This is a genomic window from Janthinobacterium sp. GW821-FHT03A03 (genome assembly GCF_059421435.1).
In genome coordinates this window covers 114,224-129,536 of sequence record NZ_JBWKUZ010000001.1, presented here as the reverse complement: position 1 = coordinate 129,536, position 15,313 = coordinate 114,224, and the positions used below count along the sequence as shown (strand labels likewise).

Genomic DNA, 15,313 nt, shown 5'->3' with positions numbered 1-15,313 from the left:
AAAGCCGGGTTCGCCCGGCTTTTTTGTGGCCTTTTTTTCGCTCATTTTCAGCCCTTTATTTTTGCCGGCACGCCGAAGCGGGTATAATTCGCGCCATGAACGCCCCCTCTGATCCGCAACTGGATTCCCTCCGTATTCCGCCGCATTCGATCGAAGCAGAACAATCCGTCATCGGTGGTCTGCTGCGCGACAATGCCGCCTATGACCGCATTGCCGACTTCATGCATGCGGAGGATTTCTATCGCTATGACCATCGCATCATCTTCGAGCAAATCGTCAAGATGGTTAACGCTTCCAAGCCAGCCGATGTCATTACTGTTTTTGAAACCCTGACCCAGCTCGGCAAGGCCGAGGATGTGGGCGGACTCGCTTACCTGAACGCCATGGCGCAAAATACGCCATCGGCTGCGAACATCCGGCGCTATGCCGAAATCGTGCGCGACCGCGGCGTGCTGCGCAAGCTCATCACCGTCGCCGACGATATCTCCGGCACGGCCTTCAGCCCGCAAGGCAAGGAAGTCAAGCAGATGCTTGACGAGGCCGAATCGAAGATTTTCGCCATCGCCGAAGAAGGCGCGCGCGGCGCCCAGGGCTGGACCGCCATCCAGCCCCTGCTGACGCAAGTGGTCGAGCGCATCGACGAACTGTACAGCCGCGACAACCAGAGTGAAATCACGGGCGTGCCCACCGGTTTCATCGACCTCGACCGCATGACCTCGGGTCTGCAGCCGGGCGACCTGGTGATCGTGGCGGGACGTCCGTCGATGGGCAAGACGGCGTTTTCCGTCAACATCGGCGAAAACGTGGCCATCGACAGCGGCTTGCCCGTGGCCGTGTTCTCGATGGAGATGGGCGGCGCCCAGCTGGCCATGCGTATGCTCGGCTCCGTCGGCCAGCTGGACCAGCACCGCCTGCGCACGGGCCGCCTGAACGACGAAGACTGGCCGCGCCTGACGAATGCAATCCAGAAGATGAACGACGCGCAGTTGTACATCGATGAAACGCCGGCGCTCAATTCCATCGAATTGCGCGCCCGCTCGCGCCGTCTGTCGCGTCAATGCGGCAAGCTTGGCCTGATCATCGTCGACTATTTGCAGCTGATGTCGGCCAATACCCCGGGCGACAACCGCGCCACGGAAATTTCCGAGATTTCGCGGGGCTTGAAGGGCCTGGCGAAGGAACTCGGCTGTCCCGTGATCGCGCTGTCCCAGCTGAACCGCTCGCTGGAGCAACGCCCGAACAAACGTCCCGTGATGTCCGACTTGCGCGAATCGGGCGCTATCGAGCAGGATGCCGACGTGATCCTGTTCATTTACCGCGACGAGGTGTATAACCCCGACTCGCCGGACAAGGGAACGGCCGAAATCATCATCGGTAAACAGCGTAACGGTCCAATCGGCAGCATCCGCCTCACCTTCATGGGGCAGTACACCAAATTTGGCAATTACAGTGGTGGCCTGGCGCTTTACCAAGGCGACTAAGACTCAGCAGCACTGGCAATTCCATCGGCCGCCCCCTCATACGGGGCGGCTTTCTGTAGTAAATAACACGACTCAATGCTTAACGGAGAATGACATGTTTGGACGCTTGATGCCCACTGAGGGCAAGTTTTTTGAATTGTTTAACCAGCACGCGGAACTGTGCGTCAAAGGCGCAAAAGAGATGCTCGGCCTGATGACCAATTTCGACGACCTGGAAAACCGCGTGCATGCGATCGAAAGCATCGAGAAACAGGCGGACAAAGTCACCTACGCCACCGTGGAAATGCTGCACAAGACCTTCATCACGCCGATCGACCGCGATGACATCCATCAGCTGATCACGCGCCAGGACGACATCCTCGACCTGCTGGAAGACGCCGCGCAAACCGTCTCGCTGTACGACCTGAAAGCCGTCACGCCGGAAGCCAAGCGCCTGGCTGAACTGGTGCTGGCCTGCACCGAGAAAGTGCGCGACGCCGTCGCCATGCTGCACAACATGGATAATTCGCGCAAGATCGTCGCCATCTGCGAAGAGATCGACCGCCTGGAATCGGACGCCGACCATGTGATGCGCGCCGCGATGTCCAAGCTGTTCCGCGACGAACCGGACGTGCGCAACCTGATCAAGCTCAAAGCGATCTACGAAATTCTGGAAACCGTGACCGACCGTTGCGAAGACGTGTCCAATATTATCGAAGGCATCATCGTCGAAAACGCGTAAGCGTTGGGCCTGTCCTGAACCAGAATCAGAAAAGAAACTACAATGACCATACAAATCAGCATCTACGTGCTAGGCCTGTTGATCGTCCTCGCGCTGCTGTTTGACTTCATGAACGGCTTCCACGATGCCGCCAACGCGATCGCCACGGTGGTCTCGACGGGCGTATTGAAACCGCAGACCGCGGTTGCCATGGCCGCCACGTTCAACTTCGTCGCCATCTTCGTGTTCCACCAGCTGACCGTGGCCGCCACGGTGGGCAAGGGCACCATCGACCCGGCCGTGATCGACCAGTACGTGATCTTCGGCGCGCTGATGGGCGCCATCTTCTGGAATTTGTTTACCTGGTACTACGGCATTCCATCGTCGTCCTCGCACGCGCTGATCGGCGGCCTGGTGGGCGCCGCCGTCGCCAAGTCGGGCACGGGCGCGCTGGTCGCGGCCGGCCTGTGGAAAACCGTGGCCTTCATCGTCATCGCGCCCGTGCTGGGTTTTGTGTTCGGCTCCATCATGATGCTGCTCGTGTCGTGGATATTCGTCCGCTCGACGCCGCGCAAGGTCGACAAGTGGTTCCGCCGCCTGCAACTGGCATCGGCCGCCGCCTACAGCCTGGGCCACGGCGGCAACGATGCGCAAAAAACCATCGGCATTATCTGGATGCTGCTGATCGCCGCAGGTTATTCCAGCGCGAACGACCAGATGCCGCCGATGTGGGTCATCATCTCGTGCTACACGGCGATCAGCTTCGGCACCCTGTTCGGCGGCTGGCGCATCGTCAAGACCATGGGCCAGAAGATCACCAAGTTGAAACCGGTCGGCGGCTTCTGCGCCGAAACGGGCGGCGCGATCACCCTGTTCGTCTCGACGGCGCTGGGCATTCCCGTGTCGACCACGCATACGATCACGGGTGCCATCGTCGGCGTCGGCTCGTCGCAAAAAATGTCGGCCGTGCGCTGGGGCGTGGCTGGCAATATCGTCTGGGCCTGGATCTTCACGATTCCCGCTTCCGCGTTTGTCGCGGCAGTCGCCTGGTGGATTGGCCACCACATCATGTAAGGCACCTCTGCAAACCTACTGCGCAGCCCACTATCGAATATCCGTTGCTCACTGTACTAAAGTACAGCTCCGCTACTCAGTCCGATATCGGGCTTGCTCGCTACGGTTTTCAGATGGCCTTGGGTCAACTGGGCGCATGTATAAAAAAGGGAACCAAAAGGTTCCCTTTTTTTATGCGCCGGCCAGTTCCACCGTCAGCCCCTCGCTGGCGAGGAAGACCTGCAGGCTGCCCAGCCGGCTCGCATAGCGGCCCATCACGTCGGCGAACACGGCTTCCAGTTGCGCGTCGCTGCGCGTCGGTTCGTGGTGGGTGCAGTACAGGCGCCGCGCGCCGCAGCGCAGGGCCAGGTCGAAGGCCGCGTCGAAGGTGCCGTGGCCCCAGCCCTGCTTGCCCGGGTATTCCTCGCGCGTGTAGGAGCAGTCCATGATCAGCGCATCGACGCCGGCGACCAGCGCATCGATGCCGGCCTGGCGCTGCGCGTTGCGCGCCGCGCAGGCCGCGTGTTCGGCATGGCCGGGCGGATGCAGGTTGTAGAACGGTTCATGGTCGCCGCTGAAAAACAGCGAGGCGCCGGCGCAGTCGATGCGATAGCCCAGGTTGACGACCGGATGGTTCATTTCCGCGCCGCGCACGCGCGCGCTCCCCACTTCGACGGTGTCGCCGGGCGCCAGGGTGCGGTACTCGATGCGGGCCGCCATGGCCGCTTCGCTGACGGGAAAGTAGCTGTTTTGCAGCTGCACCGCCATTACATGCTCGATGCCGCGCCCGCTGATGGCGTCCATGGCGCCATGCAGGCGCATGCGGTTGCCGGCCACGAACAGGGGCGAGAACATGGGCAAGCCATGGATGTGGTCCCAGTGGCTGTGCGTGATGAAGACGTGCGCATCGACGGGCTGGCCCGCCGGCAGCTGCTGCGCCAGTGAAAAGATGCCGCTGCCCGCATCGAGAATGATCAGGCTGTCGTCGTCGGTGCGCACTTCGATGCACGTGGTGTTGCCGCCATAGCGGGCCGTGCGCGGACCGGGGGAGGGGATAGAGCCGCGTACGCCCCTGAACGTGAATTTCATTCAGTACCTTGTTACAGTGTAATTATTGTTGATTCTATTCTAATTAATGAGATTGGCGGCAACATTTGTGAGTGTTGCAACACGGCAAGTTATTTCATTCTGTTGTGACTAAGTAATGTACAGTGCGCGGGACGGCCGTTACACTGGCGCTTGCCGACTTCCCCTTTTTTTGCTTGCCCATTACCTGATCGCTGCCAACATGCCTCAGCTGCACCCTGAGAAAATCGCCCACAGACTGGAGCAATTGACCGAGCTCAGTGTCGCGCTCGGCCATGGACAGGGAGGCCAGGGGCGCGATCTCGGACCGTTGTTGCAGCGCATCGTTATGCTGGCAAAAAACATGAGCGGCGCCGACGGCGCCACGCTGTACCGGCCCGCCGCGGACGGCCGCCAGCTCGATTTCCACATCAGCGTCAACGACAGCCTGGGCATCATGCAAGGGGCGGACATCGGCTTGCCCGGCGTGCCCCTGTTCGACGCCGCCGGCCAGGCCAACCTGGCATCGGTGGCCGCGTATGCCGCCAACCTGCGCCGCTGCGTGAATGTCGCCGACGTCTACCGCGACGAGGCCTTCAATTTTTCCGGCATGCGCGAATTCGACCGCCATCATGGCTACCATACGCAATCGATCCTGACGGTGCCCATGAGCGACCACGAGGGAGACTTGATCGGCGTGCTGCAACTGATCAATGCCAAGGATGGCGAGACGGGCCAGGTGCGCGCCTTTTCGCCGACCGACCAGCGTTTCATCGAAGCCCTGGCGGCGCAGGCTGGCGTGGCGCTGACGAACCAGCTGCTCATTTCGCAGCTCGAAGAGCTGCTCGAGTCGCTCGTCACCCTGATCAATATCGGCATCGATGAAAAGTCGCCGTACACGGGCCGCCATTGCCAGTTCGTGCCCGAACTGACGATGCTGCTGGCCGACGCCGCCCATGCTGTCGATACGGGGCCATTGGCCCAGTTTCGCCTCAGCGAGAACGAGCGCAAGCAGCTGTGGCTGGCAGGCCTGCTGCACGATTGCGGCAAGATCACCACGCCCGTGCACGTGGTCGACAAGGCCACCAAGCTGGAAACCATTTTTGATCGCATCGCCCTGATCGACACGCGCTACGAAGTGCTGCTGCGCGACGCCGAGATCGCCGCCCTGCGCCAGCAGGCGGCGCAGCCGCAGCAGAAGGACGCCATCATGCAGGCGCTGGCGCAGGAACAGGCCGCGCTGCGCGAAGAGCGCGAGTTCATCCGCCGCGTCAATGTGGGCGGTGAAAGCATGGCGCCGGCCGACCAGGAAAGAGTGCGGCAGATCGCGCGGCGCCGCTGGCGCGCGGCCGACGGCGAACTGAGCGATTTCCTCGACGCCGACGAGACGGAAAACCTGACCATCCGCGCCGGCACCCTGACGGCGGCCGAACGGGCCATCGTCAACAACCATATCAGCGTGTCGATCCGCATGCTCGAGGCGCTGCCATGGCCCAAGCACCTGAGCAAGGTGCCCGAGTATGCGGGCGGTCACCACGAGCGCATGGACGGCAAGGGCTATCCGCGGGGGCTGACCAGGGAGCAGATGTCGGTGCCGGCGCGGCTGATGGCCATCGCCGACATTTTCGAGGCGCTGACGGCGCGCGACCGGCCGTATAAAAAAGGCAAGCCGCTGTCCGAATCCCTGCGCATCCTCGGCAATTTCAGCCTGAACGGGCATATCGACCCGGAGCTGTTCGACGTCTTCATCCGCAGCAAGGTGTATCTGACCTTTGCTGAAAAGCACCTGCATCCGAGCCAGATCGATGCCGTCGACGAGGCGTCCATCCCGGGCTACACCCCTTGAAGCTGTCGCCGGCCTTGCGCAGGCATGGCGCGCGCTGGCTGCTGGGCGTGCTCCTGATCCTGGGCGCCGCCATCGCCTGTCTGGCAGGCAACGAAAACATCGCGCGTCTGGACGCCATGCTGGGCGACTGGCGCATGCGCGCGGAAAAGCCGCAGCTCGACGGCCGCATCGTCATCGTCGATATCGATGAACAAAGCCTGGCGCGGATAGGGCGCTTTCCCTGGGGCCGCGACGTCCAGGCGCGCCTGGTGCGCCAGCTCACCGGCCATTACCGCGTGGCAGCGCTGGGCTTTGATATTTCCTTTCCCGAGCCTGACACCAGCTCCGGCTACGCCGTGCTGGAAAGGCTGGCGCGCGGCGAACTGGCCGGCGTGCCCGGCTTGCCGGCGCAGCTGGAAAAACTGCGTCCGGCCATGGACTACGACGGCCTGCTGGCCGATGCCATGCGCGGCCAGCCCGTGGTGCTCGGCTACAGCGTCTCGGCGCAGCAAAGGAAGGGCGTGCTGCCCAAGCCCGCCTTCACCGTCGCCGATTTGAACGGGCGCACGCTCACGGCCTACGTGGCGCGCGGCTACGAAGCCAATATCGCGCCCCTGCAGGCGGCCGCGCGCGGCGCCGGCATCTTCACGGCGCTGACCGACGCCGATGGCGTGGTGCGTTCCTCGACCCTGTTGCAGCGTATCGGCGATGGCTATTACCCTTCGCTGTCGCTGGCCACGGCCGCCGTCTACCTGCAGGCGCGCGCCATCGCCCCCCGTTTCACGGGCACGGCCGACAGCCTGTCGGCACGCGAACTGGCGAATGGCGGCCTGGAACACGTCGTGCTGTTTGCGCCGCGCGGCGCGATGGCGATTCCCGTCGGCGAAGCCTTGACCACCACGGTGCAGTACCGCGGCACGGGCGGCCCCGCCGGCGGCGCCTTCCGATATGTCTCCGCTGCCGACGTGCTGGCCGGCACGGTGCCTGCCGCGCTGCTCAAGGGCGCCATCGTGCTGGTGGGCACCACCGCGCCTGGCCTGAACGATATTCGCGCCACGCCCGTGAATGCGGAATATCCGGGGGTGGAAGTGCATGCCAACCTGATCAAGTCCATCCTCGACGGGCGCTTCAAGGCACGCCCCGACTACGCGCCGGCGCTCGAACTGGTGCAGATCGTGCTGTTTGGCCTGCTGCTGGCCGGCGCACTGGCCGTGCTGCCGCCGGCCGGCGTCATGCTGGCTGCCGTGGGCGCGCTGGCGGCCGCCATCGGCATCAACCTGTACCTGTACGCCGTGCACGACCTGGTGCTGGGCGGTGCCGTGCTGTTGCTGCTGATCGTCGCGCTGTTCATCGTCAACCTGGCCTGGGGCTATTTTTTCGAGGTGCGCAAGGGACGCGCGCTGGTGGCCCGCTTCGGCGAATACGTGGCGCCCGAACTGGTGGCCGAGATGGCGGACAACCCGCAGCGTTACACGATGGATGGCGAGAACCGCGAATTGACGGTGCTGTTTGCCGACGTGCGCGGCTTTACGGCCATTTCCGAGCAGCTGGCGCCTGCCACGCTGCGCGAATACATCAATCAGTACCTGACCGCCATGTCGCAGGATATCCGCGACAGCCACGGCGGCACTCTGGACAAATACATCGGCGACGCTGTGATGGCGTTCTGGGGCGCGCCCGTGGCCTTTGCCGACCATGCCAGCCGGGCCGTGGCCAGCGCGCTGCTGATGCAGCGCAGCGCGGCGCGGCTGAACCAGCAGTTTTGCGCGCGCGGCTGGCCGCCGCTGCGCATCGGCATCGGCATCAATACGGGCGCCATGCATGTGGGCGACATGGGCTCGCGCATTCGCCGCGCCTATACCGTGATGGGCGACAACGTCAATCTGGCCGCGCGCCTGGAGGGGGCCAGCAAGCAATATGGCGTGGGCATCGTCGTGGGGGCCGCCACGCGCGCGGCGGCTCCCGCCTTCCTGTATCGCGAGCTGGACCTGGTCAGGGTGCTGGGCAAGCAGGAGGCCGTGGCCATTTTCGAGCCACGCGGCATGCGCGACGATGCGGATGCGCAGGAACTGGCCCAGCTGGCGCGCTGGAGCGAGGCCCTGGCGCTGTTGCGCGCGCGGGACTGGGACGCTGCCGCGGCCGCCGTGGCCAGCCTGCAGACGGATTTCCCCGAAGACGGTCTGTACCGCCTGTACGCGGGGCGGCTGGCGCAGTACCGCCTTGCGCCGCCGCCAGTCCACTGGGATGGCGTGACCGTATTGCGTAATAAATAAGGCCGTGATGTGACCGGAAAATGTTGTCGCTTGCATCATTTTTCGCGCTTGTATGCATGATGTATGGTGCTGCTGCCGTGAAAATCGCGGGAAAACGTTAGAAATTTCTGACTGGAAACTAAAAGCCGTCTAAAATTTGTCTTCAATCCATTGCCGGATACAGTGCCCTGGCGCCCGCGGGACCGCGCGCTTGTCCGGTTACACAAGAAATCCTTCACATGACATATCGATTGGTGCACCTGCTTGCGGGTTCCGCGCTGCTGTTCGCCGTCGGCGCCGCCGGCGCTGCCGTTTCCATGGATGACACCACGCCTGCTGCGCAGGAGGACGGCGTGCCGCGCTTCGACATCAGCCGTTTTGAGGTGCAGGGCAACACCTTGCTCAGCGACGTCCACGTGCAGGCCTTGCTGGCGCCGTTTGCGGGGCCGCAGCGCGATTTTTCCTACCTGGCGCGCGCCGTCGAGGCGCTGGAAAACGCCTATCGCGCGCGCGGCTACGGCGCCGTGCAGGTGCAATTGCCTGAACAGGAGCTGGAACGGGGCGTGGTGCGCCTGAGCGTGCTGCAAACACCGCTGGGCAAGGTTGCCGTCAGCGGCAATGCCTATGTGGACGAGGCCAATGTGCGGCGCGCCTTGCCGCATCTCCGCGAAGGCGAGACGCCGAACTTGGCGGCCCTGTCGCAAAGCCTGAAGCTGGCCAATGAAAACCCGGCGCGCAAGATCGAAGTGCGCCTGCAGGCCGACGAACCGGCGGGCGCCATCGACGCCAGCGTCACGGTAGCCGATGAGAAGCCCTGGAAAGCCATGCTCAACGTGGACAATACGGGCAATACGCAAACGGGCAAGACGCACGCGGGCGTGGTGCTGCAGCATGCCAATCTGTTCGGGCGCGATCATGTTGCCAGTTTGCAATACACGAGCAGCCTGGAAAAACCGGACAAGGTCGGCGTGTATGGCGCCGGCTACCACTTGCCGCTGTACGCGCTGGGCGATTCGATGGACTTTTTCGCCAGCTATTCGAACGTCGATTCGGGCAGCGTTTCGGCTGGCATTTTTGATCTGGCCGTCAGCGGCCAGGGCAGCATGGCCGGCATCCGCTACAACCAGAACTTCGCCCGCCGCGACGATTTCGAGCCCAAGCTCGTGTACGGCATCGATTACAAGGCTTACCGCAACAGCGTGCAGCTGTTCGGCATGGAGCTGGGCGCCGATGTTACCGTGCACCCGCTCAGCGTCAGCTATATCGGCGCCTGGTCGCTGCCCGCAGGCGAGACCAGCGTGGCTGTCACCTTCACGCATAACATTCCTGGTGGAAAACACGGTGCGCAAGCCGATTTCGACCGCGTGCGCGCGCATGCCAAGGCCGCCTACAATACCTTGCGGCTGAGCGCCAGCTCGGGCCGCGTGCTGGCCAACGACTGGCAATGGCGCGCCCTGTTCAATGCCCAGGTCACGCCGGACGCGCTGGTGCCTGGCGAGCAGTTCGGCGCCGGCGGTGCCGCGTCCGTGCGCGGCTTCGCCGAGCGCGAGGTAGCGAATGATTCCGGCGCCAGCCTGAATCTGGAGCTGTACACGCCGAACTGGTGCGGCCAGGCCCTCGGCTACCAGTGCCGCGCGCTGGCGTTTTATGACACGGCCTGGCTGCGCCGCAACCATGCGCTGCCCGGCGAAAGCGCCTCGCAAGGCATCGCCAGCGGGGGACTCGGCGTGCGTTTGCTGCTGAGCCGCTACGCCAATCTGCAACTCGATTACGCGCACGTCGTCAACGGCGGCGACACGGGCCAGCGCGGCGCCAACCGCCTGCATTTCCGACTCGCCTTGGCTTACTAGCATCAGGATGAACACCATGCACAATAACGCCACCTTTTCCGCCTTGCCGTTGCCGCCCTGCGGTCCGCCGTTGCGGCGCACGGCGCTGGCGCTGCTGCTCGCCGGCTGTTTCGGCGCAGCGCAAGCCAACCCCGCCTTGCCGCAGGTGGTCAATGGACAAGCCACGTTCAACCAGCAGGGCAATGTGTTCTCGATTACGAACACGCCCAACACCATCATCAACTGGCAGAGTTTTTCCATCCATGCGGGTGAAATCACGCGTTTCATCCAGCAAAACGGCAATAGCGCCGTACTCAACCGCATTACGGGACAAGACCCCAGCAAGATCCTCGGCAGCCTGGAATCGAACGGCAAGGTCTTCCTGATCAACCCGAACGGCATCGTCTTCGGCCATGGGGCGAGAGTGGACGTGAACGGCCTGGTCGCGTCCAGCCTGGGTATGTCGAATGAGGATTTCCTGGCTGGCAAGCGCCAGTTTACGGCGGGCGGCGCGGCCGGCGGTGTCAGCAATGCGGGTGTGATCAATGCCGGCAAGGGCGGGCAGGTACTGCTGATCGCGCCGAACGTGGAAAACACCGGCGTCATCACGGCGCCGAATGGCGAAGTGATCCTGTCGGCCGGGCGCAGCGTGCAGCTGGCCGACCCCGGCAACCCGGAATTGCGCGTGCTGGTGTCGGCGCCGGCGGACCAGGCCCTGAACCTGGGCCAGATCATCGCCCAGGGCGGCAGCATCGGCATGGCCGGCGCGCTGGTCAGCCAGCGCGGCGTGCTCAATGCAAACAGCGCCGTCATGGGCGAGAACGGCAAGATCGTGCTCAAGGCCAGCGGCAAGGCGTTGCTCGAGGCGGGCAGCATCACCAGCGCCACGGGCGCGGCGGGCAAGGGCGGCGAGATCCGCGTGCTGGGCGACCAGGTGGGCTTGCAAGGCAATGCGCGCGTCGATGCCAGCGGCGCCACGGGTGGCGGCACGGTCTTGCTGGGCGGCGATTACCAGGGCAAGAACGCGGCCGTGCAAAATGCGCGGCAAGTGCTCGTCGGCAAGGATGCCAGCGTCAATGCCGATGCGATTGTCAGCGGCAACGGCGGCAAGGTCATCGCCTGGGGCAATGAATCGGCCCAGGTGCACGGCAGCATTTCCGCGCGCGGCGGGGCGCAGGGCGGCGACGGCGGCTTCGTGGAAACGTCCGGCCATTACCTGGCCGTCGACGGCATCCGCGTCAATACCAGCGCGGCGCGCGGCAAGCGCGGCAACTGGCTGCTCGATCCGTATGATATCGACGTGGTGCAGGGCGCAGGCGGCAGCCTTGCCAATGTCGATCAGTTCAGCGACATGCCGTCGAGCGGCAGCACCAGCATCGGCGCCGATACGATCTCCGGCGCCACCAGCGACGTCACCTTGCAAGCCCTGCACCGCATCAATTTCAGCAGTTCGGTGAACATGCTCAATTCCGGCGTCAGCCTGACGGCGCAGGCGGGTGAAACCATCAATGTCTACGCCGCCATCACCACCAACGGCGGCAATGTGACCCTGTCGGCGAATGACCCTGCTAGCACCGGCGGCAACTATGGCCTGGGATCAAACGTCAATCTGAACGCGGCCATCACCAGCAACGGCGGCAACATTTCGCTATCCGGCGCCAGCATCGAAGGAGCCGCCACGGTCCATGTCGGTAACGGCAATCTGAGCTTGCGCGCGAATGACGCGCTGGGCGGCATCAATCTGTCGGGCGGCGCCAGCCAGCTTGCTGGCAGCGGCATCGCCGGCCAGACGGTGACCCTGCAGGCCGACAATATCACCGTTGCCGGCGGCATCGACGTCGGCGGCACGGCGGGCGGCGCAAATGTCATCATCAAGCCCCTGAGCAGTGCGCGCAGCATCGACCTGGGCACCAAATCGGGTACGGCCCTCAGTTTGAACGCGGTTGAGCTGGCCGGCATCTCGGCCGCGTCGCTGACCATCGGCGACGGTACGAATACGGGCGGCTTGCGGATATCGGATGCGCTTGCCAGGACCGGCGATCTGCACCTCAATTCCGGTTCCGCCATCACGGCCACGGGCGCCGTGACGGTGGGCGGCAGCTTTGTGCTCGACGGCGGCGTCTGGGTGCAAAACGCGGCGGCCCTGCCAGAATTTAGCGCCAGAAACTTCACCATCGGCAGCGGCGCCAGTTTCCTGCGCGTGGCCGGCGGCGACGGTGCCGCCACACCTTATCTGCTCGCCGATATCTATGGCTTGCAAGGCATCGCCAGCCTCGGTCTGGGCAACAGCTATCGCCTGGCCGGCAATATCGACGCCAGCGGCACGGCGAACTGGAACGATGGCCAGGGCTTCGTGCCGATCGCCGGCAGCGGCATCGGTTTTTCCGGCATGTTCGATGGCGGCGGATTTACACTCAGCAATTTGAAAATCGACCGCAGCCTGGTGCCAGGACCGGCGGCAGGCCTGTTTGGCACCGTGCAGGGCGGCACCTTGCGCAACCTGACCCTGAGCGGCGGCAGCGTCACCGGCAGGGCGAACGTGGGCGCGCTGGCCGGCGAGGTCGTCAGCGGCACTATATCCGGCGTGAACAGCAGCGTCGCCGTCAGCGGCCAGCGCAATGTCGGCGGCCTGGTGGGCAGCAACGGCGGCGCCATCACGCTGTCGGCCAGCAGCGGCGCCGTCACCGGCGTCAATGCCGACAACGGCGGCGCCATCGGCGGCCTGGCGGGCTCGAATGCGTCCGGCGCCAGCATCGCGACTTCGTACGCCACCGGCGTGGTGACGGGCGCGCGCGAGATGATCGGCGGCCTGGTCGGCAACAACCAGGGCGCGCTGAGCCAGTCTTATGCCACCGGCAATGTCACTGGCGCGCGCAGCATCGGCGGCCTGGTGGGCTTGAACGGCGGCAGCATCGACGATGCATATGCCAGCGGCGCCGTGGGGCGGGCCGTTACCGCCGATCCCATCCTGTCCATGGAAAACATGGGCGGGCTGGTCGGTGAAAGCACGGGCAGCGTCAGCCATGTCTTCAGCAGCGGCGCCGTGAGCGGCGACGGCTACGCGTCCGTGGGCGCGGTGGCCGGCCGCGTGTCCGCCGGTTCCCCGTTCAGCTATGGTTTTTTCAATTATGAAACATCGCTGGTGCAGACCGGTGGCGGCGGATCCAGCGGCCGCAGCACGGCGCAGATGCGGCAGCAGGGCAGCTTCAGCGACTACAATTTCAGCAGCGTGTGGCGCATGTACGAAGGCTACACGACGCCGATGCTGAAGGCTTTCCTCAAGCCGCTGCAAGTGAACCTCGCGGGCAATGCCACGGGCAAGGTCTACGATGGCCAGCTGGCCGCCTTCCTCGGTTCGATCGCCTATGTGGGATTGATCGACGGCGACACGGGCGTGAATGGCAGCCTCGGCTACGGCAGCAACGCGCGCAACGTGGGCAGCTATGCTGCGACGGGCCTGTGGTCGACCAAGTACGACATCACCATGGGCGGCACGACGACTTTCGCCATCACGCCGCGCACCCTCAACGTGCAATTTAACGGCGTCAACAAGGTCTATGACGGCACGACGGGCGCCGCGCTGGGTTTCGGCGATGACAGGGTTGCCGGTGACCGCCTGGACCTGTCGGCCCTGGCCAGCTTCAGCGACAAGAATGCGGGCGCGGGCAAGACGGTATTCGTGACGAACCTGAGCCTGGGCGGCGCCGATGCGGGTAATTACCTGCTGACCTCAACGGGCGGTACGACGCAGGCGACGATTGCGCAAAAACAATTGTCGACCTGGGTAGGCAGCGGCAGCGGCTTGTGGAGCGATGCGGCCAACTGGGACGGCGGCGTGGTACCGGAGGGCGCGAACGTGCTGGCTGTCGACTTTAGCAACAGCAAGGGCATCGTGACCTACAGCGCGGCGGCCGGCAACACCATTCTGAAAAAACTGACGGCGTCCGCGGGCTTACTGCTGACGGGCGGCAGCCTGACCCTCGGTGATAAGGCGCCGGATAGTTCCCTGCTGGCCAGCCTGGAAGTCAACGGCGGCAGCCTGTTGCTGAACGGCAGCCTGTCGACCGACCGCTACGCGCAAGGCGGCGGCTTGCTGAGCGGCAACGGCAACTTGCTCGTCGCCAACAGCTTTAATCAGACTGCCGGCGCCATCCGGCTGGCGGGCCAGCTGGCCATCACGCAAGCGGCTGGCGACCTGCGCTTCGCCAGCCTGGCGGCCAACGATGTGCAGCTGAGCGCCCTGAACGGCGCCATCGGCCAGGACGGTGCGGTGCTCGCCAGCAGCCTGACCGCGCAGGCGCGCGACGGCATCGTGTTGAGTAATGCGGGCAATCAGGTCAGCAGTTTTAGCGCCAGCAATCGTGCCGGGGGCGGCATTGCGCTGAACAATACCTCGGCGCCGGGCATCTTGACCCTGGGAACGCTGACCACTGGCGCGGGCAATATCGCCATCGACAATACGGGCGGCGTCACGGCTGGCAATATCGATGCGAATGGCGGCAACGTCAGCGTGACGGCGCACAGCCCCGTTACCGTCAACGGCAGGATCGCGGGCAATGACATCGCGCTCAATGCCAGCACCGACGTGGTGCTGGGCGATGGCGCGCAGCTGGCGGCGGCGCGCGACATCAGCCTGATGGCAGGCGGCGACGTCCTTGTCGGCGGCAACGCCAAGATCGTCGGCGGCGGTAATTTTTCCGCCAGCGCACAAGGCAATGTGCGCTTTGCGGACACGGCCGGCTTCACTTTGCCGGCGGCGACCAGCATGAGCGTGCTGGCGAAAACGGGCGGCATCACGGGCGGTTCCGGTGTGCGCATCAACCGCCAGCGCGCCAACGTCAGCTTGCAGGCGCCGAACGGCGCGGTGTCCATGGCGGATGCCATCTTCCTGCCCGTCACGACCATCGACCAGCCCGTCATCATCGTCATCACCAATAGCACATTGAACGTCATCAAGCAGGCCGACCATGCCAACGCCCCGCTCGCTTTCATGCTGCCAGTCAAGCCGGATGACAAGGTACCGGACGACAAGGATGGTGCCGCCTCCACAGGTAACTCAACAGGACTTACAAAAAATGATGCTGCTAAAAAAATGTACTGTAATTAAT

Annotated in this window: 8 protein-coding genes; 7 read left to right on the top strand and 1 reads right to left on the bottom strand. The window is 64.1% G+C overall.

Going from position 1 to position 15,313, the window contains the following annotated elements; genetic code table 11:
• Positions 1-95: 95 nt before the first annotated feature.
• The 3 genes from AC07VI_RS00605 (at position 96) to AC07VI_RS00595 (ending at position 3,255) form a co-directional block, all read left to right on the top strand.
• Positions 96-1,481 carry a replicative DNA helicase gene (locus tag AC07VI_RS00605; protein WP_071322553.1) on the top strand — a complete coding sequence of 462 codons (1,386 nt, stop codon included), beginning with the start codon at positions 96-98 and terminating at the stop codon, positions 1,479-1,481.
• Positions 1,482-1,575: 94 nt separating this feature from the next.
• Positions 1,576-2,202 (top strand): DUF47 domain-containing protein, encoded by a 627-nt coding sequence (locus AC07VI_RS00600; protein ID WP_010400015.1) that lies wholly within the window; start codon positions 1,576-1,578, stop codon positions 2,200-2,202.
• 42 nt (positions 2,203-2,244) lie between these two features.
• On the top strand, positions 2,245-3,255 hold the full coding sequence (locus tag AC07VI_RS00595; protein ID WP_099375062.1) for an inorganic phosphate transporter: 1,011 nt from the start codon (positions 2,245-2,247) through the stop codon (positions 3,253-3,255).
• Positions 3,256-3,426: 171 nt separating this feature from the next.
• Here the strand turns inward: AC07VI_RS00595 and AC07VI_RS00590 are convergent, their stop codons facing one another.
• On the bottom strand, positions 3,427-4,323 hold the full coding sequence (locus tag AC07VI_RS00590; RefSeq protein WP_492995321.1) for an MBL fold metallo-hydrolase: 897 nt from the start codon (positions 4,321-4,323) through the stop codon (positions 3,427-3,429).
• Positions 4,324-4,522: 199 nt separating this feature from the next.
• Here AC07VI_RS00590 and AC07VI_RS00585 point away from each other — a divergent pair, with 199 nt between their 5' ends.
• The 4 genes from AC07VI_RS00585 to AC07VI_RS00570 all read left to right on the top strand — a co-directional run bounded on the left by AC07VI_RS00585 (position 4,523) and on the right by AC07VI_RS00570 (position 15,312).
• Entirely contained in the window at positions 4,523-6,145 is a 1,623-nt protein-coding gene (locus AC07VI_RS00585) for a GAF and HD-GYP domain-containing protein (protein WP_492995319.1), read from the top strand.
• Positions 6,142-8,397: a CHASE2 domain-containing protein gene (locus AC07VI_RS00580; protein WP_492995317.1), complete on the top strand. Its 2,256-nt coding sequence runs from the start codon at positions 6,142-6,144 to the stop codon at positions 8,395-8,397. Before AC07VI_RS00585 ends, AC07VI_RS00580 begins: the two co-directional genes overlap by 4 nt.
• A 218-nt stretch (positions 8,398-8,615) precedes the next feature.
• Positions 8,616-10,226: a ShlB/FhaC/HecB family hemolysin secretion/activation protein gene (locus AC07VI_RS00575; RefSeq protein WP_086144121.1), complete on the top strand. Its 1,611-nt coding sequence runs from the start codon at positions 8,616-8,618 to the stop codon at positions 10,224-10,226.
• 16 nt (positions 10,227-10,242) lie between these two features.
• Positions 10,243-15,312 (top strand): beta strand repeat-containing protein, encoded by a 5,070-nt coding sequence (locus AC07VI_RS00570; protein ID WP_492995315.1) that lies wholly within the window; start codon positions 10,243-10,245, stop codon positions 15,310-15,312.
• Position 15,313: the final 1 nt, after the last annotated feature.

What these genes read in the sequence shown, in the direction of transcription:
- AC07VI_RS00605 (WP_071322553.1), top strand. Translation starts at nt 96, where the DNA reads ATGAACGCCCCCTCTGATCCGCAACTGGATTCCCTCCGTATTCCGCCG.
- AC07VI_RS00600 (WP_010400015.1), top strand. Translation starts at nt 1,576, where the DNA reads ATGTTTGGACGCTTGATGCCCACTGAGGGCAAGTTTTTTGAATTGTTT.
- AC07VI_RS00595 (WP_099375062.1), top strand. Translation starts at nt 2,245, where the DNA reads ATGACCATACAAATCAGCATCTACGTGCTAGGCCTGTTGATCGTCCTC.
- AC07VI_RS00590 (WP_492995321.1), bottom strand. Translation starts at nt 4,323, where the DNA reads ATGAAATTCACGTTCAGGGGCGTACGCGGCTCTATCCCCTCCCCCGGT.
- AC07VI_RS00585 (WP_492995319.1), top strand. Translation starts at nt 4,523, where the DNA reads ATGCCTCAGCTGCACCCTGAGAAAATCGCCCACAGACTGGAGCAATTG.
- AC07VI_RS00575 (WP_086144121.1), top strand. Translation starts at nt 8,616, where the DNA reads ATGACATATCGATTGGTGCACCTGCTTGCGGGTTCCGCGCTGCTGTTC.
- AC07VI_RS00570 (WP_492995315.1), top strand. Translation starts at nt 10,243, where the DNA reads ATGCACAATAACGCCACCTTTTCCGCCTTGCCGTTGCCGCCCTGCGGT.